General features: G+C 64.7%; 22 protein-coding genes. 10 read left to right on the top strand and 12 right to left on the bottom strand.

Going from position 1 to position 22,346, the window contains the following annotated elements; all coding sequences use genetic code 11:
• The first annotated feature begins 193 nt into the window (after positions 1–193).
• Positions 194–1,009, top strand: coding sequence for a lytic murein transglycosylase (locus tag DES43_RS03450; protein ID WP_035022173.1), 816 nt, complete (start codon positions 194–196; stop codon positions 1,007–1,009).
• Between the two features lie 21 nt (positions 1,010–1,030).
• Here the strand turns inward: DES43_RS03450 and DES43_RS03445 are convergent, their stop codons facing one another.
• The 5 genes from DES43_RS03445 to tlpA form a co-directional block, all read right to left on the bottom strand.
• On the bottom strand, positions 1,031–2,095 hold the full coding sequence (locus DES43_RS03445) for a sn-glycerol-3-phosphate import ATP-binding protein UgpC (RefSeq protein ID WP_035022169.1): 1,065 nt from the start codon (positions 2,093–2,095) through the stop codon (positions 1,031–1,033).
• 3 nt (positions 2,096–2,098) lie between these two features.
• Positions 2,099–2,947, bottom strand: a complete 849-nt coding sequence (ugpE, locus tag DES43_RS03440; RefSeq protein ID WP_035022166.1) for a sn-glycerol-3-phosphate ABC transporter permease UgpE — start codon at positions 2,945–2,947, stop codon at positions 2,099–2,101.
• Positions 2,948–3,041: 94 nt separating this feature from the next.
• Positions 3,042–3,926 (bottom strand): sn-glycerol-3-phosphate ABC transporter permease UgpA, encoded by an 885-nt coding sequence (gene ugpA, locus DES43_RS03435; protein ID WP_035022162.1) that lies wholly within the window; start codon positions 3,924–3,926, stop codon positions 3,042–3,044.
• A gap of 190 nt (positions 3,927–4,116) precedes the next feature.
• Entirely contained in the window at positions 4,117–5,430 is a 1,314-nt protein-coding gene (gene ugpB, locus DES43_RS03430) for a sn-glycerol-3-phosphate ABC transporter substrate-binding protein UgpB (RefSeq protein WP_084496374.1), read from the bottom strand.
• 129 nt (positions 5,431–5,559) lie between these two features.
• A complete protein-coding gene (gene tlpA / locus DES43_RS03425) occupies positions 5,560–6,243 on the bottom strand; it encodes a thiol:disulfide interchange protein TlpA (protein ID WP_035022157.1) in 684 nt (227 codons plus the stop codon).
• Positions 6,244–6,275: 32 nt separating this feature from the next.
• Between tlpA and argH the strand changes: the two genes are divergently transcribed.
• The 4 genes from argH (at position 6,276) to DES43_RS03405 (ending at position 11,954) form a co-directional block, all read left to right on the top strand.
• Complete coding sequence (gene argH, locus DES43_RS03420) at positions 6,276–7,676, top strand: argininosuccinate lyase (protein WP_035022154.1); 1,401 nt, start codon at positions 6,276–6,278, stop codon at positions 7,674–7,676.
• 65 nt (positions 7,677–7,741) lie between these two features.
• On the top strand, positions 7,742–7,948 hold the full coding sequence (locus DES43_RS03415; protein WP_035022151.1) for a lipoprotein: 207 nt from the start codon (positions 7,742–7,744) through the stop codon (positions 7,946–7,948).
• A gap of 16 nt (positions 7,949–7,964) precedes the next feature.
• Positions 7,965–9,230, top strand: coding sequence for a diaminopimelate decarboxylase (gene lysA / locus DES43_RS03410; RefSeq protein ID WP_035022148.1), 1,266 nt, complete (start codon positions 7,965–7,967; stop codon positions 9,228–9,230).
• Positions 9,231–9,395: 165 nt separating this feature from the next.
• Entirely contained in the window at positions 9,396–11,954 is a 2,559-nt protein-coding gene (locus DES43_RS03405) for a TIGR02302 family protein (protein WP_035022146.1), read from the top strand.
• A gap of 106 nt (positions 11,955–12,060) precedes the next feature.
• On the opposite strand, the gene DES43_RS03400 is transcribed toward DES43_RS03405, so the two are convergent.
• The 3 genes from DES43_RS03400 to DES43_RS03390 form a co-directional block, all read right to left on the bottom strand.
• Positions 12,061–12,444 carry a response regulator gene (locus DES43_RS03400; protein ID WP_035022143.1) on the bottom strand — a complete coding sequence of 128 codons (384 nt, stop codon included), beginning with the start codon at positions 12,442–12,444 and terminating at the stop codon, positions 12,061–12,063.
• A gap of 176 nt (positions 12,445–12,620) precedes the next feature.
• Positions 12,621–13,163 (bottom strand): hypoxanthine phosphoribosyltransferase, encoded by a 543-nt coding sequence (hpt, locus tag DES43_RS03395; protein ID WP_035022141.1) that lies wholly within the window; start codon positions 13,161–13,163, stop codon positions 12,621–12,623.
• Between the two features lie 93 nt (positions 13,164–13,256).
• Complete coding sequence (locus DES43_RS03390) at positions 13,257–13,919, bottom strand: hypothetical protein (protein ID WP_035022138.1); 663 nt, start codon at positions 13,917–13,919, stop codon at positions 13,257–13,259.
• A gap of 182 nt (positions 13,920–14,101) precedes the next feature.
• Between DES43_RS03390 and ftsE the strand changes: the two genes are divergently transcribed.
• The 4 genes from ftsE (at position 14,102) to DES43_RS03370 (ending at position 17,474) form a co-directional block, all read left to right on the top strand.
• Complete coding sequence (gene ftsE, locus DES43_RS03385; protein ID WP_035022137.1) at positions 14,102–14,761, top strand: cell division ATP-binding protein FtsE; 660 nt, start codon at positions 14,102–14,104, stop codon at positions 14,759–14,761.
• Positions 14,754–15,740: a cell division protein FtsX gene (locus DES43_RS03380; RefSeq protein WP_035022134.1), complete on the top strand. Its 987-nt coding sequence runs from the start codon at positions 14,754–14,756 to the stop codon at positions 15,738–15,740. Before ftsE ends, DES43_RS03380 begins: the two co-directional genes overlap by 8 nt.
• A gap of 122 nt (positions 15,741–15,862) precedes the next feature.
• Positions 15,863–16,540 (top strand): YdcF family protein, encoded by a 678-nt coding sequence (locus DES43_RS03375; RefSeq protein WP_051520308.1) that lies wholly within the window; start codon positions 15,863–15,865, stop codon positions 16,538–16,540.
• Between the two features lie 142 nt (positions 16,541–16,682).
• Positions 16,683–17,474 carry a lysophospholipid acyltransferase family protein gene (locus tag DES43_RS03370; protein ID WP_035022132.1) on the top strand — a complete coding sequence of 264 codons (792 nt, stop codon included), beginning with the start codon at positions 16,683–16,685 and terminating at the stop codon, positions 17,472–17,474.
• Positions 17,475–17,478: 4 nt separating this feature from the next.
• Here DES43_RS03370 and DES43_RS03365 read toward each other — a convergent pair whose 3' ends face one another.
• Positions 17,479–18,429: an aldo/keto reductase gene (locus DES43_RS03365; protein ID WP_035022129.1), complete on the bottom strand. Its 951-nt coding sequence runs from the start codon at positions 18,427–18,429 to the stop codon at positions 17,479–17,481.
• Positions 18,430–18,515: 86 nt separating this feature from the next.
• On the bottom strand, positions 18,516–19,034 hold the full coding sequence (locus DES43_RS03360; RefSeq protein ID WP_035022127.1) for a gamma-glutamylcyclotransferase: 519 nt from the start codon (positions 19,032–19,034) through the stop codon (positions 18,516–18,518).
• Between the two features lie 93 nt (positions 19,035–19,127).
• Between DES43_RS03360 and DES43_RS03355 the strand changes: the two genes are divergently transcribed.
• Entirely contained in the window at positions 19,128–20,123 is a 996-nt protein-coding gene (locus tag DES43_RS03355; protein WP_035022124.1) for a DUF2125 domain-containing protein, read from the top strand.
• A 57-nt stretch (positions 20,124–20,180) separates the two neighbouring features.
• On the opposite strand, the gene DES43_RS03350 is transcribed toward DES43_RS03355, so the two are convergent.
• Together DES43_RS03350 and DES43_RS03345 are read right to left on the bottom strand one after the other, a co-directional pair.
• The gene (locus DES43_RS03350) at positions 20,181–21,116 is read right to left on the bottom strand and encodes a prephenate/arogenate dehydrogenase family protein (protein WP_198027451.1); all 936 of its coding nucleotides are present in this window, start codon (positions 21,114–21,116) and stop codon (positions 20,181–20,183) included.
• A gap of 4 nt (positions 21,117–21,120) precedes the next feature.
• Complete coding sequence (locus DES43_RS03345) at positions 21,121–22,230, bottom strand: pyridoxal phosphate-dependent aminotransferase (protein ID WP_035022121.1); 1,110 nt, start codon at positions 22,228–22,230, stop codon at positions 21,121–21,123.
• Positions 22,231–22,346 lie beyond the last annotated feature (116 nt).

The following is a 22,346-nucleotide window of genomic DNA, read 5'->3' as shown; positions in this document are numbered from 1 at the left end:
AAACATGATGCCGCTACAATCGCATACATGGTAAATGCCCAATTTCGCCATGTGGCCTCTTTGCCACATTTAGATCGAGTTCCGCCTGCACAGAGCCCGGCTTGCAGCGCAGGCTTGCGGGACAGCGATGACAAGTGCACGCAGGACTGGCAAATTCGCGCGGGGACGTGATTCAGGCACTCAGGAGACCAATATGGCAGTTCTTGCCAAAGGACGTTTTTTTGCTGCGGCAGCGTTTGCCGCCTTGACGGCGGCGGGAGCCGCGCATGCCGCCGGAAAATGCGGCAATGACGCCAGCGGCTTCAATGCATGGGTAGGCGCTTACACCGCCGACGCCAAGGCGCGCGGCATCGACACGCGCCCCCTTCAGGGCGTGAAGTACGATACCGGGGTGATCAAGATCGACCGGGCCCAGCACAAGGCTTTCCGCGGCAGCCTGGAGGATTTCATGCAGCGCCGCGCGCCGGCTTCCTACGTCAAGAAGGCCAAGGGCTACATGAAGTCCGAAGCCTCGCTGCTGCGCCGCATCGAGCAGAGATACGGCGTCCAGCCGGAAGTGCTTCTGGCCATCTGGGGCATGGAGACGGGCTTCGGCGCCAATTCAGGCAACAGGAGCGTGTTCGGTCCGCTGGCGACGCTGGCCTATGACTGCCGCCGCTCCGCCTTCTTCACCAATGAGCTGGATTCGGCTCTCATCATCGCCCAGAAGCGCTATATCCCGGCCGAGCGGATGCGCGGCGCAGGGTTCGGCGAACTCGGCCAGACCCAGTTCCTGCCGTCCAAATATCTCGAATATGCCGTCGATTTCGATGGCGACGGACGTCGCGACCTGATCCGCTCGCGTGCCGACGTGCTGGCTTCGACCGCCAACTTCCTGCGCGGCCATGGCTGGCAGCCGGGCGGCGGATACGGGCCCGGCCAGATCAACTACAAGCACTGGAACGACTGGAACCGCGCGACCATCTACCAGCAGGCGCTGGCCGAATTCGCCCGCCGCATCGCCAATTGATCTTCAAAGGCCGGGCGGGTTTCAAACCCGCCTGCCGTCCTTGTCGAAGAAGTGCAGCCGGTCGAGGCCGGCTGCGATCTCCAGCCGGTCGCCGGGCTGGACCATGCTGCGGCCCGGCACCCGCACCACGATGCGCTCGCCTGCGATGGCACAGTGCAGGAAGCTTTCCATCCCGACAGGTTCCACGGCCTCCACCGCCACCGGCAGTGAGAGCGCGCCTTTTTGCGTGGCGTCGGGCGCCGGGACGATCGCATCCTCGGGCCGCAGGCCGAGGATCGCTGCCTGTTCGGGCACGTGGCCGGCGATCTTCGCTCCTCCCGCCACCGTCGCCGTGCCGTCCGCCCCATGCGTCAGTGCCATCAGGTTCATGGGCGGAGCGCCGATGAAGGCGGCGACGAAGGTCGAGGCCGGTTTTTCGTAGACGTCCATCGGCGCGCCGATCTGCTCGATCACGCCGGCGTTCATGACCACCAGCATGTCGGCCAGCGTCATGGCTTCGAGCTGGTCGTGGGTGACGTAGACGGACGTGACGCCCAGATTGCGCTGAAGGTTCTTGATCTCGACACGCATCTGGCCCCGAAGCTTGGCGTCGAGATTGGAAAGCGGCTCGTCGAACAGGAAGACCTTGGGGTTGCGCACGATGGCGCGGCCCATGGCGACGCGCTGGCGCTGGCCGCCGGAAAGCTGGCGCGGCTTGCGGTCGAGAAGCTGATCGAGCTCGAGGGTCTTGGCCGTGGCACGCACGCGGCTGTCGATCTCGGGCTTCGGCGTGCCGCGATTGCGCAGGCCGTAGGCCATGTTGTCGTAGACGCTCATATGCGGATAGAGCGCGTAGTTCTGGAACACCATGGCGATGTCGCGGTCGGTGGGGCCGATATTGTTGACGACCTTGCCATCGATGGAGATCGTGCCGGACGAGATGGTCTCCAGCCCGGCGATCATGCGCAGCAGCGTGGACTTGCCGCAGCCCGAGGGTCCGACCAGAACGCACAGCGCCTTGTCGGGAATGGCGATCGAGACGCCCTTTACCGCCTCGAAACCGCCGGCATACACCTTGCGCACATCGTTGAGATCGACTGTCGCCATATTCTATTTCTCCGACTCGACCAGGCCCTTGACGAACCACCGTTGCATGGCCACCACCACCACGATCGGCGGTATGATGGCGAGGATCGACGTCACCATGACGAGGTGCCACTGGGTGTCGGCATCGGCAAAGGAGATCATCTTGCGCAGCGCGATGACGATGGTGTTCATGTCGTTGCTGTTGGTGACCAGAAGCGGCCACAGATATTGCGTCCATCCGTAGATGAAGAGGATGACGAACAGCGCCGCGATGTTGGTGCGCGACAGCGGCAGCAGGATATCGAAGAAGAAGCGCCACGGCCCCGCGCCGTCGACGCGCGCGGCCTCGACCAGCTCGCCCGGAATGGTCATGAAGAACTGCCTGAACAGAAGCGTTGCCGTCGCCGAGGCGATCAGCGGCACGATCAGCCCGGCATAGGTGTCGATGAGGCCGAGATCGACCATCACCTTGTAGGTCGGCAGGATGCGCACCTCGACGGGCAGCATCAGGGTGATGAAGATGACCCAGAAGAATGTCATCCGGAACGGAAAGCGGAAGAACACGATGGCATAGGCCGACAGGATCGAGATGACGATCTTGCCGATGGCGATGCCCAGCGCCATCACGGTGGTGTTGACGAGCAGGGTGACGACACCGACGCCGCCGATACGGGTGCCGCCGCCGGTCAGCGCCTGCGAATAATTGGTCCAGAATTCCGGCCCCGGCAGCAGCGGCAGCGGCGGGCGCAGGATCGTCTGCAGCGAATGGGTGGAGGCGACGAAGGTGTAGTAGATCGGAAAGGCGACGATGACCACGCCGAGGATGAGGATGGCGTGGGCGAGCCAGATGCCGGCCGACGACTGACCGATCATCAGCTTGTCATGCCCGCTGGCCGGAGTTTTAGGGCTTTTTTGTTGGAGCACCGGATCTTTCCGAAAACCGGATGCCACTTTTCGGTCCGATGCTCTAGCCATAGTGCACCTTCCTTTCCACGTAGCGGAACTGGATGGCGGTGAGCGCGATGACGATGATCATCAGGATCACCGATTGCGCGGCGGATTCGCCAAGGATCAGGTTGACGAAGCCGTCATTGTAGACCTTGTAGACCAGCGTTTCCGTCGCCTTGCCCGGGCCGCCGCCGGTCACCGCGTGGATGATGCCGAAGGTATCGAAGAAGGCATAGGTGGTGTTGATGACCAGCAGGAAGAAGGTCGTTGGCGCCAGCAGCGGGAAGACGATGGTCCAGAAGCGCTTCACCTCCCTCGCGCCGTCGATGGCTGCCGCCTCGATCAGGCTTTTCGGGATCGCCTGAAGGCCGGCGACGAAGAACAGGAAATTGTAGCTGATCTGCTTCCAGGCGGCAGCCGTCACCACAAGCACCATGGCATCGGTCGAATTGAGCAGCGGGTCCCACGCTATGCCGGCCTTGCGCAGCAGCACGGCCAGCGTGCCGATGGAGGGGTTGAACATGAACAGGAACAGCATGCCCGCAATGGCCGGCGCCACCGCATAGGGCCAGATCAGCAGGGTGCGGTAAAGGCCGCGGCTGCGCACCACCTTGTCGGCCATCACCGCCAGAAGCAGGGCCACCCCCATGGCGACGACGGCGGTCGCCACGGAAAAGACGACGGTGACGTGGAGCGCGTTCAGATAGGCGGGATCTGCCAGCACCTTCCTGAAATTGGCGAACCACACGAAACGGGACCTGAGGCCGAAGGGGTCCTCGCGCAGCATGGACTGGTAGAGCGCCTGTACCGCCGGCAGATAGAAGAACACCAGCGTGATGGCGAGCTGGGGAGCCAGCAGCAGATAGGGCAGGATGCGGTTTGGAAAAACGACGCGTGGCGTCATGCGATGGCCTCTCCTCCAGCCCTGGCGTCCCCGTTTCCAGACATCGGTTCAGCAGTGGCCGGACGCGCGCCGCCGCAAATGCAGAATTTCGTGCCGTCGTGCCTGCCGCCGGCCGTGGAAGGAAGCATGGCATGGATGGCGGAAAGGGGCGGCAAGGAATGCCGCCCCTGATCGGTATTCATACGAGGGCCTAGTTGCCGATCGCATCCTTGATCGCGGCGTTGCCGCGCTGCACGGCTGCATCGAGCGCCTGCTGGGCGGTCTGCTGGCCGGCCAGCATCTTTTCGAACTCCTCGTTCTGGATGTCGCGCACCTGCGGCAGGTTGGCGAGGCGCACGCCCTTGGAGTTCTCGGTCGGCGCCTTGCCCATCATCTGCAGGATCGGCGTCTCGCGGCCGGGGTTCTTCTCGTAGAAGTCCGAACCCTTGGTCGCCTCATAGGCGGCCAGCGTCACCGGCAGGTAGCCGGACTGCTCATGCAGGAACTGCTGCACGTCGGTCTGGGACAGATAGTTGAAGAAGGCGGCAACGCCCTTGTACTGCTCGTCGGACTTGCCGGCCATCACCCACAGGCTGGCGCCGCCGGGCGTGGTGTTCTGCGGGCCCACACCGTTCTCGTCATAGGGCAGTTGGCCGATGCCGTAGTTCATGCCCGACTTGACGATGTCGCCGAGGCCGCCCGACGATTCGGTGAGGATGCCGCATTCGCCGGCGAGGAAGAGCTGCTTGGCTTCCGAGGTGCGGCCGCCATATTTGAAGGTGCCATCCTTTGCCAGATCGGCGATCGCCTGGAAGTGGTCGACGTAGAGCGGCGCGTTGATCTTCAGTTCGACATCGCCGCCGGCAAGGCCGTTCTCGTTGGTGCCGTAGGAGATGTTGTTCCATGCGGCGAAGTTCTCGAGATGGATCCAGGTGAGCCAGGTCGAGGTGTAGCCGCAGGCAGCGGCGCCGCTGGTCTTGATCTTCTTCGCGGCCTCGAAAACCTCGCCCCATGTCCTGGGCGGGTTGTTCACGTCGAGGCCGGCTTTCTCGAACACATCCTTGTTGTAGTAGAGGATCGGCGAGGACGAATTGTAGGGGAAGGACAGCATGGTGCCGTCGGGCTTTGAATAATAGGCGACGATGCCGGGCAGATACTGGCTCTTGTCGAATTTCAGCCCGGCGCCTTCCAGAACCTCGGCGACCGGACGGATCGCGCCCTCGGCGGCCATCATGACGCCGGTGCCGACGTCGAAGACCTGGATGATGTCGGGGGCCTGACCGGCGCGGAAGGCGGCGATGCCGGCGTTCAGCGTTTCGGGATAGGTGCCCTTGAAGACCGGGACGACCTCATAGTCGCTCTGGCTGGCGTTGAAATCGCCGGCGATCTTTTCCACCACTTCGGCATTGGCGCCGGTCATGGCGTGCCACCAGCTGATCTGGGTGGCGGCGAGAGCCGAGACCGAGGAACAGAGGGTGAGTGCGGTAGCAAAACCTGCTGCGATACCAAGAATCTTCATCGTCATCTCCCGATACATCGTTGACCGAATGGAGTTCAGTTCCGTGATCGGAAGTATGGGGCGAATATGACAGACAGACAACAGTTGCGTGTCGATACGATGAAAGCCGGTTAAGGATCGTGTGGAAATCAGGCTTTACTTTGCGTCACCCAGCGCCGTTTCTATAAACTTCAGCGCATCCGGGGTGGACCATTCCGCCGGTCCATTCATATGGGCCAGCAGGCATCCTTCGTCGTCGACCAGCACCGTAACGGGAAGCCCGAGCGCCAGCCCTTTGGTTTTCAGATCGTTGAACACGCCCATGGAATGGTCGCTGTAATAGCCGAGGCTGGAAACGCCGATTTCGCTGAGAAAGGCTTTCGGCTTCGTATCGTCGCCGGTGTCGACATTGATAGCCACGACCTCGAATCCGTCGCCGCCCATTTTCTCCTGAAGCTGATCCAGCGCGGGCATTTCGGCACGGCACGGCGCACACCATGTCGCCCACAGATTGACGAGCACGGTTTTGCCGGCGTGACCGGCAAGGGTAGCCGGCTTTCCATCCGGATCGTTGAAGGCGAGGGCGGAGAGAGATTGCGGCGGATCGGCGGGCAGCATGGCGGCGACATGTCCGGTCGCGGCCGCAGCAACTTCCCTGGCGCGCTCAGCCCTGGCGGCGCATACGCGGTCATTTTCGGCAACCGCGGCAGTCGCGCCCGGTGCGTTGTTGCCAGAAAGGCCGCCGCTGACATATACCGCGAGCGCGCCGGCTGCGGCACCGGCCACAAGGGCCGCCGCAATCAGGCGCGGGGTGGGGAAGAGTTTTCTGCCGTCTGCCATTTTATCAACTGCTCCGGACAGGGGTTATAGCGATGACCGACAAGAAGGCCAGCAACCAGATGTGGGGCGGACGATTTGCCTCGGGTCCCGCCGCGATCATGGAAGCGATCAACGCCTCCATCGGCTATGACCGCAAGCTCTACGCACAGGATGTAAGGGGCTCCCTCGCCCATAGCGAGATGCTGGCCAAAACCGGCATAATTTCGGCAGACGACAGCAAGAAGATCGCCGACGGCCTGAAGGCGATCCTCAAGGAGATCGAGGACGGCAACTTCGCCTTTTCCACGAAGCTCGAAGACATCCACATGAACATCGAGGCGCGGCTGGCCGAGCTGATCGGCCCGGCCGCCGGACGCCTGCACACCGCGCGCTCGCGCAACGATCAGGTGGCGGTCGATTTCCGGCTGTGGGTGAAAGATGAATTCCACCGGGTCGCCGAAGCCCTCAAAGGTCTGATCGCGGCGTTCGTGGAGCGCGCGGAAGAGCATGCCGCCACCGTCATGCCCGGCTTCACCCATCTCCAGACCGCGCAGCCCGTCACCTTCGGCCATCATTGCCTTGCCTATGCCGAGATGTTCGCACGCGATCTTTCGCGGGTGCGCGACGCCATCGTGCGGATGGACGAGAGCCCGCTGGGGGCCGCAGCCCTTGCCGGCACCGGCTTCCCCATCGACCGCCACATGACGGCGAAGGCGCTGGGCTTCCGCGAGCCGACCCGCAATTCGCTCGACAGCGTTTCCGACCGCGACTATGCGCTGGAGTTCCTGTCCGTCGCCTCCATCGCCGGCACGCATCTGTCGCGGCTGGCGGAGGAGATCGTCATCTGGTCGACGCCGCAATTCGGCTTCGTGCGCCTGTCCGACAGCTTCTCCACCGGCTCCTCGATCATGCCGCAGAAGAAGAATCCGGACGCGGCTGAACTGGTGCGGGCCAAGACCGGTCGCCTCAACGGCCATCTGATCGGCCTTCTGACGGTGATGAAGGGCCTGCCGCTGACCTATTCCAAGGACATGCAGGAGGACAAGGAAGCCGTGTTCGACGCGGCGGAAACGCTCGACCTGATGCTGGCGGCGATGACCGGAATGGTGCGTGACATGACGGTGAACGCTGCCGCCATGAAGAAGGCGGCAGGCTCCGGCTTCTCCACCGCCACCGATCTGGCCGACTGGCTGGTGCGCGAGCTCGGCATCCCGTTCCGCGAGGCGCATCACGTCACCGGGCGCGCGGTGGCGCTGGCGGAGGAAAAGAAGGTGGGGCTGGAAAAGCTCACGCTGGAGGATCTGAAGTCCATCCATGAAGGCATCACCGCAGACATCTTCTCGGTTCTTTCGGTGCAGAACTCGGTGAAGAGCCGGCAGAGCTTCGGCGGCACCGCGCCTGCCGAGGTGCGTCGTCAGGTGCGCTACTGGAAAAAGCGTCTCGCCAAGGCTTGAAGCCGGGTGCATTGGCGACCAAACTTGTCTAAAAGCGGTGGGCAGAAGCACGGACGGATGGAACGATGACCGCAGGCAGGATGTTTGTGACGCTGGCGCTGGTCGCCGCGACGGTTACGGTTGCCGCCTGCGGGCGCAAGTCGGGCCTCGATACGCCCTATGAAGCGGCGGTCGAGGCACGCAAGGAAGCGGAGCGCAACAAGGAACCGCTGCCGCCGGAGCCGCAGAAACCGGACAACGACAAGCCATTCATTCTCGACAAGCTGATCTGATTTCCGGACCTTCACCTTGAACCATTTCGAATATCGCGACGGCGTCCTGCACGCCGAGGACGTCTCGATCAGGGCGATCGCAGCCGCCGTCGGCACGCCGTTCTACTGCTATTCCACGGCGACGCTGACGCGCCATTTCAATGTGTTCAGCCAGGCGTTCGCCGGGCTCGACACATTGGTGTGCTACGCGCTCAAGGCCAACTCCAACCAGGCCGTCCTGAAGACGCTGGCGAAGCTTGGCGCCGGGGCCGACACGGTTTCGGAAGGCGAGATCCGCCGCGCGCTCGCCGCCGGCATTCCTGCCGGCAAGATCGTGTTCTCGGGCGTCGGCAAGACGTCTGGCGAAATGGACTTCGCGCTGGAGGCCGGCATCTGCTGCTTCAACGTGGAATCCGAGCCGGAGCTGGAGCTGTTGTCGGCGCGGGCCACGGCGCTCGGCAAGGTGGCTCCGGTATCGCTGCGCATCAACCCGGATGTCGATGCGCGCACCCATGCCAAGATCGCGACCGGCAAGTCGGAGAACAAGTTCGGCATTCCGCTGTCGCGGGCGCGCGAGGTCTATGCCCGCGCGGCATCGCTTCCCGGCCTGAAGGTCAGCGGCGTCGATGCCCATATCGGCAGCCAGATCACCGATCTGGAGCCGTTCGACAACGCCTTCGCGCTGATGGCGGAACTGGTCGGGCAGCTCCGCGCGGACGGGCATGACATCACCCATGTCGACATGGGAGGCGGCCTCGGCGTTCCCTACCATCAGGACAACTCGCCGCCGCCGCTTCCCGTGGCCTATGGCGAGATCGTGCGCAAGCGCTTCGGCGATATGGGCGTCAGGCTGGTCTTCGAGCCGGGCCGGCTGATCGTCGGCAATGCCGGCATCCTCGTCACCGAGGTGATCTATCTCAAGGAAGCCGAGGCGAAGAACTTCCTCATTGTCGATGCGGGCATGAACGACCTGATCCGCCCGACGCTCTACGAGGCTTATCATGCCATCCGGCCGGTGGCGGAACCTGCCGCCGATGTGGAATGGATCAGGGCCGATGTGGTGGGGCCGGTGTGCGAGACGGGCGATTATCTCGGGCTCGACCGCAATCTGCCGCGCATGGGGCCAGGCGATCTGGTGGCCGTTTCCACGGCCGGCGCCTATGGCGCCGTGCAGTCCGGCACCTACAACACCCGCCGTCTCGTTCCCGAGGTTCTGGTCGATGGCGACCGCTTCGCCGTCGTACGCAGGCGCCAGACCTATGAGGAGCTGATCGGGCTCGACAGCGTGCCCGACTGGCTCTGAAGGCCGGATGGGCGCGGTTGCGGATGCCGTGTCTCGCGTGTTTCGAGGCGGGCGCTCCGATCACGTTTTCGGGAAGCCGCCTCGCCTTTGCCGTCTTTGCTGTTATGGTTGGACTGCTAATGTTGGCGAAGAGGCCATGCCATAGGGCCGGCCACGGAAAGGCCGATGACTGACCGCCGCGACGCAAGCATCCCCCGGAGACTGAAGCAGCGGCTTCTTTTCAGCCGCACAATGACGTGCGCGGCGATGATCGCCGAGCGTTTCTGGCCGCTGGTCCTGCCGCTTTTGCTGGTCGTCGGGCTTTTCGTCAGCCTGTCCTGGTTCGGCGTGTTCGCGCTGATGCCGGATGGCCTGCGCACCGCGCTGGTGGCGATCTTCGGGCTTGGTGCGCTGGCGGCGCTGTGGCCGCTGCGTTCCTTCCGCCCGCCGTCAGCGGCGGAGATCGACCGCCGCCTCGAATCGGCCAACAGGCTTGAGCACAACCCGCTTCGCACGCTTGCCGACAGGCCGAGCGGTTCGCAAACGCCCTTTGGCGAAGCGCTGTGGCGCGAGCATCAGAAGCGCATGGCCGCAAGCCTCGGACGCCTCGACGCCGCCGTTCCCGATGCGCGGATTCCCGAGCGCGATCCCTGGGGCCTGCGCGCGGCTGTCGCGCTGTTGCTGTTCATCTCTTTCGCCTTCTCGTTCGGCCCGCTCGGCGGCCGGCTCTCCGATCCCTTCCGGCCGGCGGCGGCGCGTGAGGCGGTTGCGCCGCGCATCGATGCCTGGGTGACGCCGCCGCCCTATACCGGCAAGGCGCCGATGTTCCTGACCGCCGATGCCAACCGTGGCGTTTCGGCCTTCACGGCGCCGCAGGACAGCGCGCTTTCCCTGCGCGTCACCGGCGGATCGGGCGATGAAACGCTGAGCTATGCGCCTTCAGGTCGCGAGGCGCAGGCGATCGATCCCGCCAAGGCGTCCGAGAGCGATACGGCGCCTGTTGCGGGCGGCGTCAGGCAGTTCGCCGGAACGCTCACGCAGGACGGCGAACTTGTGCTGCAATCGGGCCGGCAGGAAATCGGCCGCTGGGCCTTTTCGGTGACGCCGGACAAGCCGCCGCTGATCCGCTTTGCCGGCGAGCCGAAGCGCGCCGTCAACGGCACGCTCGAACTGCAATACGAGATCGAGGACGATTATGGCGCGGCGCAGGCCGAGGCCGGGTTCGAGCTGACGCAAGCGCCCGCTCCCGATGCGCGCCCGCTCTACGATGCGCCGGAAATAAAGCTCAACCTGCCGCGGCGCGGTTCCAAGGCGAATGCGGCCAAGACCTCGAAGGACCTGACCGAGCATGTGTGGGCCGGCAGTTCCATCCGGCTGACGCTTTCGGCCACCGACGATGCCGGCCAAAGCGCCAACAGCGAGACCGTCGCCATGGTGATGCCGGAGCGGACCTTCACCAATCCGCTGGCACGGGCGGTGATCGAGCATCGCCGCCTGCTTGGCCTCGACGCCAACGCCAAGCAGCGCGTGCTCGACCTGATGGACGCCGTCACGCTGCGCCCCGAGGATACGTTCGACAGTCCCACCAGCTATCTGGCGCTGATGAGCGCGCGCAGCCGCCTCAGGCTGGCGGAGAGCGACGATCAGCTTCGCGATGTGGTGTCCTATCTGTGGCAGGTGGCGCTGGGCATCGAGGACGGCAGCCTTTCGGATGCGGAACAGCGCCTGCGGCAGGCGCAGCAGGCCCTGCAGGAGGCCCTGCGCAATGGCGCTTCCGACGAGGAAATCCAGAAGCTGATGCAGGAATTGCGGCAGGCGATGAACGATTTCCTGCGCGAGTTCGCGCAACGCAACCAGAACCAGAACAACGCCCGCATGCCGCAGAACGGGCAGGAGCTGCGCCAGAGCGATCTCGACCGCATGCTGGACCAGATCGAGAATCTGGCCCGCTCGGGCAATCGCGAGCAGGCTGAGGACCTCCTGGCCCAGCTTCAGGACATGATGAACAACCTCCAGATGGCGCAGCCGCAGCAAGGCCAGCAGGGCCAGCAGGGCGAGTTCAGCCAGCAGATGAACAAGCTGGGCGAGATCATGCGCCGCCAGCAGGAGATGATGAACGAGACCTTCCGCCTCGACCAGATGCAGCGCGGCGACAATGGCCGCAACGAGGGCCGGATGGGCGAGGAAGGCGAGGAGCAGCAGGGTCAGCAGGGCAACGAAGGCCAGCAGGGTCAGGGCGGCATGAGCCCGGAGGAACTGGCCGAGGCGCTCAGGCAATTGCAGGAAGGCCAGGGCCAGCTCCAGAAGGACTTGCAGCAGCTCGGCAAGGACCTCGAAGGTCTGGGCATGCAGCCGAACGAGGGCTTCGGGCAGGCCGACCGATCGATGGGGCAGGCCGGCGAGTCGCTTGGCGAAGGCGAGGGCGACCGCGCCGTCGGCCATCAGGGCCGGGCGCTCGAAGCGTTGCGGCAGGGCGCGCGCGGCATGATGCAGCAATTGCAGGCGATGATGGGCGAGGACGGCCAGCAGGGGCAGGGCGGCCGCCAGCAGAGCGCCGACCGCGATCCGCTCGGCCGGCCGCGCGCCACGCAGGGGCCGGATTTCGGCGATTCGGTGAAGGTGCCGGACGAGATCGACGTTCAGCGCGCCCGCCGCATCCTCGACGAGATCCGCAAGCGGCTCGGCGATGCGCTGTCGCCGCAGGTCGAGCGCCGCTATCTCGAAAGACTTCTGGAAGCGCGGTAGAGCATTTTGCAGCCGGACCGAATCGTCCGGCGTTGCCAAATGCGGCTGAAACAAACAGATAGAGCGGCAGCCCGGATCTATCCGGGCGTCCGCCGTTCTGGCCGGCTCAGGCGGCGCGGGTGAGTTCCATCGCCAGCGCCGCATCGACCCGGCCGCGGATTTCGGCCAGCGAGAACGGCTTGTTGACGACATCGACGATGACGCCGTTCAGTTCGTCGGCGCGTTCGCGCTGGTCGGCATAGCCGGTCATCAGCAGGATGCGCAGGCCGGGGAAGCTCTTCGCGGCCGACAGGGCCATCCCGATGCCGTCCATCTCGGGCATGCGTATGTCGGAGACGACGAGATCGTAACCGCCATCGGCGGCGCGGATCATTTCCAGCCCCTGTGCGCCATCGGCGGCGATATGAATCTGGTGGCCCGCGCGTTCCAGCGCGCGGGAGACGAACATGCGGACGGAATCATCGTCCTCGACGATCAGAAGCTTTGCCATGGGGCCGACTCTGGCGGCCAAAAGTTGAATTTTGCTGACCCGTCATGGTAAGAAAAGAGTTACGCGCCGCCCTGCCCGAAGTGCCGGGCATTCCGGCGCATGCCGCCTCGTTGCTTCGGCTGCCTGTCTGGCCGCATTTGTGCTACGCCGGACGATTCCGTCCGGCTGCAAATGCTCTAGGCATCGCCCTTGACGATGCCGACGAAGGGCAGTTCGCGGAAGGCGTGACCCACATCCATGCCGTAACCCACGACGAAATGGTCGGGGCAGTCGAAACCCACATAGTCCGCTTCGAGGTCGGTCTTGCGGCGCATGCGCTTGTCGAGCAGCACCGCCAGCGAGCAGCTTTTCGCGCCGCGCGAAAGCATGAGATTACGGGCGAACTGCAATGTCTTGCCCGATTCCAGAATGTCGTCGATCAGCAGCACGTCACGGCCCGCAACCTCGTTGTCGATGTCGCGCAGCACCCTGACCTCGCCGCTCTCCGTGCCGGCGCCGTAGGAGGAGATGAAGATGAACTCCACCTCCGGGGCAAGCCCTGCATCGTGCATGGCCCGGATCAGGTCGGCGGCGAAGATGAACGAGCCCTTCAGCACCGAGATGACCAGCAGGTCGTGATATTCGCGGCCGGCGATCTCCTTGGCCAGTTCCAGATTGCGGCGGGCGATCGCCGAGGCTGAAAACAGGACTTCGATGTCCTTGCCGCGCACGATTGGCATTTTGGCGATACTCCCGCTGGAATCTCTCTGGCTTCAGTTCGTTTTTCGCATCTCGCCATCCCGAAACCGGTTTCCGCTTTCGGGGGAGGTGCTTTATCCGGCAAAGACCACGGATACGGATTTCACCCCGTTTCTAGGCACCTCGACGCGTCCCGAAAAGGCGAATCTTTCGCCCGGGGCCAATGTGCGGTCCAATGTCCCCAACCTGTAGCGGGTGACACGGCCATCATCGCCGGTAACGCGGATTTCCAGCGGCGGCAGTTGCGCTGCCGCCGTGCCGTCATTGCCGGCCTCGCCATCGACGAACAGGAGCGCCCGCGTTCCCGAATCATCGATGTGCGAGGTCACGGCGGAAATGCTGAGCGCCGATTGGGGAGGCCACCGGAGAAGCTCGCTGCCGCTCACCAGGGCGTGACCGCCCGCTATCCAGAATGCGGCGGCGGCGACACCGCATCCGCCCAGCCAGAAGGCAGGACCTGCGGACCGGGCAAAGGGTTGCGGGCGGACCGGCTCGCTTCTGCGCAGCATCGCCATGCCGCCTGCCGTCGTCTGCGGCGCGCCGGTCTTCGCCCTGACGTCTGCCGCGTCTTCGCGCGCCGGGCGGATATCCGAAGCAGTGCCGAGCGTGACATAGTCGGCGTCGACGATATCGTCCGCGCACGCAGCAGAGGCGCAAAAAATGCTCCCGTCGGTCTGTTCCCGCGGGGCGGTCATGATTTCGCCGGAAACCGGTCGTGCCATCTTGTGGGCGGCCATGCTGGTCCCCGTTCGCACATCGTTCCGGCCAGCTAGCCGGAAAATGGTTAATGCTTCACGACCGGAGGCCACCTGTCGGTGACGAAATTGCCGGAATTTAACCTGCCATTAACCATGCCTGACGATTTTCGGCCTGAGGAAACGGTCGGCGCTTCGCCCGTTCAGCTTTCAGGTCGTTCAACGTGATCCGTTTCGAAAATGTCGGTCTGCGCTATGGCATGGGTCCGGAGATTCTCCGCGACATCTCCCTGCACATACCGGCCGGCTCGTTCCAGTTTCTGAGCGGCCCATCGGGCGCGGGCAAGACGACGCTTCTGCGCCTGCTGTTCATGTCGCTGAAGCCGACACGCGGCCTCATCACCATCTTCGGCAAGGATCGCGCCCGCATCTCGCGGGCCGAACTGCCGCTGCTGCGCCGGCGCATCGGCATCGTCTTCCAGGATTTCCGCCTGCTCGACCACATGACGACCTACGAGAACGTGGCGCTGCCGCTGCGCGTGCGCGGCCGCGAGGAATCGAGCTACCGCACCGACGTGATGGAACTGCTGAAGTGGGTGGGGCTGGGCGAGCGCATGCATGTGCTGCCGCCGGTGCTCTCCGGCGGCGAGAAGCAGCGCGCGGCGATTGCGCGCGCACTGATCGAGCAGCCGGAGATCCTGCTTGCCGACGAGCCGACCGGCAATGTCGATCCGCAGCTTGCAAGGCGGCTGCTCAGGCTGTTCATCGAACTGAACAGGCTTGGCACGGCGGTGGTCATCGCCACCCACGATCTCACCCTGATGGATCAGGTCGATGCGCGCCGGCTGATCCTGGCCAATGGAAGGCTGGACATCTATGACTGACGTTCAGGCCGCCCCCCCGGCTGAAGAGGATTTCGAGCGTCCCGTGCCGGCCGAACGCGCGCCGCGCAAGACCGCGCCCATCGTGCCGGCCCAGAACATTGCCGGCCGCGCGCTGGTGGTGGTCATCGCCATCATGACCTTCCTGTCCTGCGTTACCTTCGGCGCGGTGACGCTGGTGCGCGACACGGCATCCGTGTGGGAGAACCAGATTTCACGCGAGGCGACAATCCAGATCAAGCCGGCGGATGGCATCGACATGGAGATCGCGCTGGCCACAGCCGCAGGCATCGCCTCCGAATTCGATGGCGTGAAAGGCACCCGCATCGTGGACCGTGCCGCTACCGTTCGCCTGCTCGAGCCGTGGCTGGGGTCCGGCTTCGATATCGGGCAGTTGCCGGTGCCGCGCCTCGTCATCGTCACGATAAACGAGGACAGCCCGCCGGATTTCGCCGCCATGCGCACCGCCATAGCCACGGCGGTTCCCAGCGCCACGCTGGACGATCACCGGACCTGGGTCGACCGGCTGGTGGCGATGGCGCACACGACGGTGACGATCGGCATCGCCGTGCTGGCGCTGATGCTGTCGGCCACGGTGATGACGGTGGTGTTCGCCACGCGCGGCGCCATGGCCGGCAACGGCCACATCATCGAGGTGCTGCATTTCGTGGGGGCGGAAGCTTCGTTCATCGCCCGCCAGTTCCGCAACCGTTTCCTGTTCACCGGCATGAAGGGAGCTGCGGCAGGCGGCGTCGCCGCCATCGCCGTGTTCGTCGCCTTCTCGTGGTGGTCGTCGCGCAACATGGCGACGCCGCAGGGCGATCAGGCTGCGGCCCTGTTCGGCAATTTCGCCATCGGTTCCGCCGGATATCTCGGCGTGCTGATGATGGTGGTGGTCATCGGGGCGCTCACTGCGGCAACGTCCCACGCGACGGTTGTGGCCTATCTCAGCGATCTGGAAGCGGGGCAGGCAGATGTGTGACGGCGCGCATCACGACCTGAAACAATTCGTAACTCAATGTGCATCCGGCACTCCGCCAAAGCGCACGAATCACGGTTTACCATGTATCCTTGCTTGGGAAGGAAACAGGTGTGACAGCCGGGATGGTGCAGACATCGCGCATTGAGGTCAGAACGCGCAGGCGTGCCCGCGCTGTGCTGCGCGTCGTTGCGATCTTCACGCTTGCCGTCGCCACCTGCTTTGTAGCCGGCTTCGGTTGGTTTTCCAGCCATGTCAGCCGCATGACCGCGCCTCTCGACCCGCAGAAGGCCGATGCCATCATCGTGCTGACGGGCGGGCAGTCGCGGCTCGACGCGGCGATGAACCTGCTCGAATCAGGCAAGGGCGAGCGCCTGCTGATCAGCGGTGTGCATCCGGCGGCCAGCCGCAAGCAGCTGCAGCTCGCCATGGGCGGCGACAGCAAGCTCTTCGCCTGCTGCGTCGACATCGACCGGGCTGCGCTCGACACCATCGGCAACGCCGAGGAGAGCGCCAAATGGGTCGAGGAGCACGCCTATGGCAGCATCATTCTGGTGACCAACAACTACCATATGCCGCGCAGCCTGCTGGAGATGGGCCGCCTGCTGCGGGATGCGCGGCTGGAACCCTATCCGGTGGTCAACTCGAAGCTCGACGACGGAAGCTGGCTGGTGAAGCCGCAGGCGCTCAGGGTCCTGTTCACCGAATACAACAAGTATCTCGTCGCGCTGGCCCGGGGTGTGGTGCCGGTGCGCCTGCAACACGCCGGCATGTCGGTGGCGGATGCTTCCGCAAAGGAATGATCCCGGCCCCTTCCCGCCGGTTTCCATTTTTGCCGCAGCTGGTGTAACGAAGGCGCCTGTTCCTTCGCATCCACGCAATTGCGGGCGGCAGGGCGCTCTGCGCTTCCCCGGCATTGCTCCGATTACAGGCTTGCATCGCCCTATGCTTCACATCCGCTCGCTGGCCTTCAACTTCGCCTTCTACGCCAGCCTGATCTTCCAGATGTTCTTCTGGGCGCCCTATTATTTTCTGTCGCCACGGCACCGGGCATGGTTCGTGCCCCGGTTCTGGTCGCGCTCCAGCATGTGGCTTTATGAGAAGATCGCCGCCACGCGCAAGGAAATCACGGGTCAGGAGAACCTGCCGGAGGGCTCTTTCATCCTTGCCCCCAAGCACCAGTCGTTCTGGGATACGATCGCCTTTTTCCCTTACCTCAGGGACCCGATCTACATCCTCAAGCGCGAGCTCATGTGGATACCGTTCTTCGGCTGGTATCTGCTCAAGATGCGCATGATCCCGGTAAATCGCGGCAACCGCGCCCGCGCGCTCAAGGAGGTCGTTATCGCCACCAGGGCGGAGATGGCGCGCAACCCGCGCCAGCTCATCATCTATCCGGAAGGCACGCGCCGTGCGCCCGGAGATGTGCCGAACTACAAATGGGGCATCGTCGAACTCTATACCCAGCTGGGTGTGCCGGTGGTCCCGGTCGCCCATGTGGCGGGGCTCTACTGGCCACGCCGCAAGTTCCTGCGCTATCCGGGAACCATCAAGGCGCGCTTCCTCAAGCCCATACCGCCGGGACTGGATAGGGAAGAGTTCATGCACAGGCTGACGACGGAAACCGAAGCAGCGTGCGATGAACTGCTGATCGAGGCCGCCCGCGCGCCGAACCCGCCGCCGATGCCGCCCACGGCGGTGAGGCGGCTGAAGGAACTGGGCGCCGACCTGCCCTGACGCATCAGGGCGCGCTGGCGGTGTCCAGCCTTTTCATGTCGGCTTCCGAAAGCTTCAGCGACACCGCGCCGATCAGGCTTTCGAGCTGCTCCAGCGAGGTCGCGGAGGCGATGGGCGCCGTGATGCCCGGCCGCGCCATGATCCATGCCAGCGCCACCTGCGCCTGGGTGACGCCATGGTTTCCCGACACATCGTCCAGCGCGGCGAGGATGCGCATGCCGCGCTCGTTCAGGTAGGACACGACGCTGCTGCCGCGCGTGCTTTTGCCGAGATCCGCCTTGCTGCGGTACTTGCCTGACAGGAAGCCCTTGGCCAGCCCGTAATAGCTGATGACGCCGATGCCCCTGGCCATGCACAGGTCGCGCAGCGGGCCGTCGAACTCGCTGCGGTCATAGAGGTTATAGGCGGGCTGAAGCACTTCGTAGCGCGGCAGGCTATGATGATCGGCCGCGTCGAGCGCGGCCTTGAGCTGTCCGGCGTCCAGATTGGAGGCGCCGACATGGCGCACCTTGCCCTTCTCGATCAGGCGCTGGTATGCGCCGAGCGTTTCGGCATGGGGAACGGTCGGATCGGGCCAGTGGGAGAGGTAAAGGTCGATCACGTCGGTCTGAAGACGCTTCAGCGACGCTTCGACCGCCTTCTCGATGTGCATGGGCGAGAGATCGATCCGGCCCTGCCCTATGTCGGAGCCGACCTTGGTTATGAGCACGACCTTGTCGCGCTTGCCGCTTTTCTTCAGCCAGTTGCCGATTATGGTTTCGGATTCGCCGCCGGAATTGCCCGGCGCCCAGCGCGAATAGACGTCGGCCGTATCGATGGCGTCGAGCCCGGCATCGACGAAACGGTCGAGCAGGTCGAAAGAGGTCCTTTCGTCCGCGGTCCAGCCGAAGACGTTGCCGCCGAAGACCAGCGGCGCGATTTCAAGACCGGTGCGGCCGAGCGTTCTCTTATGCAAATCAGTCTCCTTTCGGGAATCACCGGCAGCATAGGCCAGTGCCGGGCCGAAGATAGGGCAGCGAGGCGAATTGCCAATGACGATCCCTAAAGCGCAATCCGGCGGCCCACATCTTCCAGCCAGTGGTCGCGAATGCCGAGCGCCTGCAAATGGCGTACCGTGTTCGCCACGTAATCCTCGTTCGGTCCCGACTGGCCCGAAGCGCCGCGCACCATCGCGGCCGCCGCGTCCTCGTCCAGCGCGCCGGCATACTGGCTGTGCCTGCGATCCGCCACATAGGCCACCGCCTCGGCGCGCCCCCCGCCTTCCGGATGTACGGGAAGCATGCGCTCCAGATAGACGCCCGTGACCTGCTCGCGCTCGCGCAGATAGGCGATCACCTGCTCGCGTGCCGAGCCTTCCACCCTGAAGGCCATGCCGATGCAGGAGCCGCCGCGGTCCAGCCCGAGAACGAGGCCGGGCCGCTCCGGCGTGCCGCGATGGACGAAGGAATAGATGCACAGGGCGCGGCGATAGCCATGCAGGCGCGCGCGGTGCGCCTCGATATAGTCGAAGCCCGGCCGCCAGATCAGAGAGCCATAGCCAAAAACCCAAAAATCGCCCATATCGCAAGACCAGAGTCGGGCACGGCGACAATCGCGCCGTGCCATATCGCGGGGTCCATTCCCTCGCATCAACGGGTTAGCGAGAGCGGCGGCATGACGTCAAGTGAAGAGGCGCAACCGAAAAGGCGGCGGGGGCTGCTGTGGCTTCTGATTTTCCTGGCGGCCCTGTTCGGGCTCTACAGCGCCGGCTGGTTCTATCTGGCGGAGCGGATCCGCGACGGGGCGAAGCAGACGATCGCCGATCTTTCGCGGCAGGGCATCCGGTCCGACTGCGCCCGGCTGCGCGTCGAGGGCTATCCGCTGAAGCTTGCCGTACTGTGCAACGGGCTCGCCTATCAGGACGATGCCAGGGGCATGGCCGCCACGACGGGCGCGCTGGAAGCCAGCACAAGCATCTTCAGTCCGCTGACGACCGAGGTCAACCTGCGTGGTCCGCTGCGCACGCTGGCGCCGGGTCTCGCTCCGCTGTGGCTGGACTGGGACCAGCTCGATATCCGGACCGGTCTGCCGGGATCGATGCCGAGCCGCCTAACGCTGACGACGCGGGGGCTTTCCGGCCAGACCGATCCGGAGGACAGCGAACCCGTTGCGCTGTTCAACGTGACCGACCTCGCGCTCGACCTGTGGCCGGAGGGCGACGATCTGCTCTATCGCGGCAGTTTCGCGGAGCTGGACATCACCGCCGATGCGCTGGACGGCCGCAACGTGCCTTCGCTCGACGGCGCGGGCGAGGCGCGGCTGAAAAACGGCGTGGCCCTGCTCCGGTCGACTCCGCGCAGCCTGCGCGGTCATGCCTTCGACATCGCGCACCTCCAGCTGTCCTCCGGCGAAGCCGCCATTTCTGTTTCCGGCTCCGGTTCCGTGGGTGAAGAGGGCCTGATCGATGCGGACCTGATGATCCGCGTGACCAGTCCGGAAGCCGTGGCGGAGGTTCTGGCCACGGCGATCCCGGAACAGGCCCGGCAGATAAGGCAGGGTTTCGGCGCTCTCGCGATGATGGGCAAGCAACCGACACTGCCGCTTAAGATCGTCAGGGGCAACGCCACGCTGGGCTTCATTCCGCTGGGCAGGATCGGGCCGCTGGACTGAACGGAAAAAGGCCCGGCATGCACAGGCAGGCCGGGCCTTTTGCGAAGGCAAAGCGCTTCAGGTGCTGACCGGCTGGGCGATCTCCTGACGGCCGAAGTTCGGCGCGTCGACTTCCTGGCCGGCCTCGATGATCGAGCGGCGCACGGCGCGGGTGCGCGTGAACAGCTCGAACAGCTTCTCGCCGTCGCCCCAGCGGATTGCCCGTTGCAGCGAGGCGAGGTCTTCCGAGAAGCGCGCCAGCATTTCGAGGATGGCGTCCTTGTTGTGCAGGCACACGTCGCGCCACATGGTCGGGTCGGAAGCGGCCAGACGGGTGAAGTCGCGGAAACCGGAGGCGGAATATTTGATGACCTCCGATTTCGTCACCGTTTCCAGATCGTCGGCCGTGCCGACGATGTTGTAGGCGATGATGTGCGGCAGGTGCGAGACGATGGCCAGCGTCATGTCGTGATGGTCGGCGTCCATCGTGTCGATGTTGGCGCCGCAGCGCCGCCAGAACTGCGACAGCTTCTCCAGCGCAGCCGGATCGGTGCCGGGCAGCGGCGTGAAGATGCACCAGCGGTTCTGGAACAGATCGGCAAAGCCGGCATCGGGGCCGGAATTCTCGGTGCCGGCCAGCGGGTGGCCGGGAATGAAATGCACGCCTTGCGGCACATGCGGCTGCATCTGCGCGATCACCGAGGTCTTGGTGGAGCCGACATCGGTGAGGATCGCGCCCTTTTTCAGCGCCGGAGCGATCTGTTTCGCCACGGCTTCCGACGCGCCGACCGGCACCGAGACGATGACGAGATCGGCATCGCGCACCGCCTGCGCGGCATCGGTGGTGTAGGTGTCGCCGAGGCCGAGCTCTTCGGCGCGCCTCAGCGTGTCGGCGCTGCGGGTGGAGATGGCGATGTGGCCGGCGAGGCCATTCTGCCTGACGGCGCGTGCAAGGGACGAGCCGATCAGGCCGATGCCCACAAGGGCAATCTTCTCAAACAGGGGTTCGGACATTTTCTCAACTTTTCAGGAATTCGGTCAGTGCGGCGACAACGCCGCGATTGGCTTCTTCGGTTCCGACTGTCATCCGCAGCGCGTTGGGAAAACCGTAGCCTGCAACGCGCCGCAGGATATACCCCCGCGCGGTCAGATACTCGTCGGCGGCCGAAGCCGAATGCCTGCCATTCTCCGGAAAATGAACAAGAATGAAGTTGGTGACGCTGGGCGTCACCCTGAGCCCGAGCGCGGTCAGTTCCGTGGTGAGCCAGGGCAGCCAGGTCTCGTTGTGGGCGACCGAGTGCTCGACATGGGCGCGGTCGCGCACGGCGGCCGTGCCGGCTGCGATGGCGGTCGCCGTCACGTTGAATGCGTCGCGCACGCGCTCGGCGGCGTCGATGATGTGGGTGGGCGCATACATCCAGCCGATACGCGCACCGCCGAGGCCATAGGCCTTGGAGAAGGTGCGGGTCATGACCACGTTCTCGGCCCCGGCCACCAGCTCGACGCCGGCTTCATAGTCGTTGCGGCGTACATATTCGGCATAGGCGGCGTCGAGCAGGAGCATCACGTTCTTCGGCAGGCCGGCGTGCAGCCGGCGCACCTCCTCGAAGGGGATGTAGGTGCCGGTCGGATTGGCCGGATTGGCGAGGAACGCCATGCGCGTCCTGTCCGTGACGCTGGCGAGGATGGCGTCGACATCGACGCGCTCGTCCTTCTCCGGCGCCACGACCGGGGTCGCGCCCGCCGCCATGATGGCGATGCGATAGGCGAGGAAGCCATATTGCGGGTAGATGGCCTCGTCGCCGGGGGCGAGGTAGATGCGCGACAGGAGCGCCAGCGCCTCGTCCGAGCCGTTGAAACACATGATGTTGGCCATGTTCAGCCCATGCGCCTCGGCAATCGCCTCGCGCAGGCGCGTCGACGAGCCGTCGGGGTAGAATTCCAGCCGGCCCGCGACCTCGCGCGCGGCCTCTATCGCCTTCGGCGAGGCGCCCAGCGGGTTCTCGTTGGCCGACAGCTTGTGCAGCTTCACGCCGGCGGGCGCGGCGCTCTTGCCCGGCACATAAGCCTCGATGTCCAGAATGCCGGCGCGGGGCTGGGGACGAGACTGTTCTTGTGCCGTGGTCATGATTCGAAATCCATTGGAAGGCCGGGACATTCCGGCAAGACGCACCGAAATACCCGGCGCAAACGGCAATGTCGAGGGTGAAGGTCCGGCGGGGAGCATTGACGCAGACCATGCCC

This window comes from Aquamicrobium defluvii, assembly GCF_004363725.1.
GTDB lineage: Bacteria > Pseudomonadota > Alphaproteobacteria > Rhizobiales > Rhizobiaceae > Mesorhizobium > Mesorhizobium defluvii.
The sequence above is the reverse complement of the archived record's forward strand: the minus strand, read 5'-3'. Positions and strand labels throughout refer to the sequence as shown.

What these genes read in the sequence shown, in the direction of transcription:
- DES43_RS03450 (WP_035022173.1), top strand. Translation starts at nt 194, where the DNA reads ATGGCAGTTCTTGCCAAAGGACGTTTTTTTGCTGCGGCAGCGTTTGCC.
- DES43_RS03445 (WP_035022169.1), bottom strand. Translation starts at nt 2,095, where the DNA reads ATGGCGACAGTCGATCTCAACGATGTGCGCAAGGTGTATGCCGGCGGT.
- ugpE (WP_035022166.1), bottom strand. Translation starts at nt 2,947, where the DNA reads ATGATCGGTCAGTCGTCGGCCGGCATCTGGCTCGCCCACGCCATCCTC.
- ugpA (WP_035022162.1), bottom strand. Translation starts at nt 3,926, where the DNA reads ATGACGCCACGCGTCGTTTTTCCAAACCGCATCCTGCCCTATCTGCTG.
- ugpB (WP_084496374.1), bottom strand. Translation starts at nt 5,430, where the DNA reads ATGACGATGAAGATTCTTGGTATCGCAGCAGGTTTTGCTACCGCACTC.
- tlpA (WP_035022157.1), bottom strand. Translation starts at nt 6,243, where the DNA reads ATGGCAGACGGCAGAAAACTCTTCCCCACCCCGCGCCTGATTGCGGCG.
- argH (WP_035022154.1), top strand. Translation starts at nt 6,276, where the DNA reads ATGACCGACAAGAAGGCCAGCAACCAGATGTGGGGCGGACGATTTGCC.
- DES43_RS03415 (WP_035022151.1), top strand. Translation starts at nt 7,742, where the DNA reads ATGACCGCAGGCAGGATGTTTGTGACGCTGGCGCTGGTCGCCGCGACG.
- DES43_RS03405 (WP_035022146.1), top strand. Translation starts at nt 9,396, where the DNA reads ATGACTGACCGCCGCGACGCAAGCATCCCCCGGAGACTGAAGCAGCGG.
- DES43_RS03400 (WP_035022143.1), bottom strand. Translation starts at nt 12,444, where the DNA reads ATGGCAAAGCTTCTGATCGTCGAGGACGATGATTCCGTCCGCATGTTC.
- hpt (WP_035022141.1), bottom strand. Translation starts at nt 13,163, where the DNA reads ATGCCAATCGTGCGCGGCAAGGACATCGAAGTCCTGTTTTCAGCCTCG.
- DES43_RS03390 (WP_035022138.1), bottom strand. Translation starts at nt 13,919, where the DNA reads ATGGCCGCCCACAAGATGGCACGACCGGTTTCCGGCGAAATCATGACC.
- DES43_RS03380 (WP_035022134.1), top strand. Translation starts at nt 14,754, where the DNA reads ATGACTGACGTTCAGGCCGCCCCCCCGGCTGAAGAGGATTTCGAGCGT.
- DES43_RS03375 (WP_051520308.1), top strand. Translation starts at nt 15,863, where the DNA reads ATGGTGCAGACATCGCGCATTGAGGTCAGAACGCGCAGGCGTGCCCGC.
- DES43_RS03370 (WP_035022132.1), top strand. Translation starts at nt 16,683, where the DNA reads ATGCTTCACATCCGCTCGCTGGCCTTCAACTTCGCCTTCTACGCCAGC.
- DES43_RS03360 (WP_035022127.1), bottom strand. Translation starts at nt 19,034, where the DNA reads ATGGGCGATTTTTGGGTTTTTGGCTATGGCTCTCTGATCTGGCGGCCG.
- DES43_RS03355 (WP_035022124.1), top strand. Translation starts at nt 19,128, where the DNA reads ATGACGTCAAGTGAAGAGGCGCAACCGAAAAGGCGGCGGGGGCTGCTG.
- DES43_RS03350 (WP_198027451.1), bottom strand. Translation starts at nt 21,116, where the DNA reads ATGTCCGAACCCCTGTTTGAGAAGATTGCCCTTGTGGGCATCGGCCTG.
- DES43_RS03345 (WP_035022121.1), bottom strand. Translation starts at nt 22,230, where the DNA reads ATGACCACGGCACAAGAACAGTCTCGTCCCCAGCCCCGCGCCGGCATT.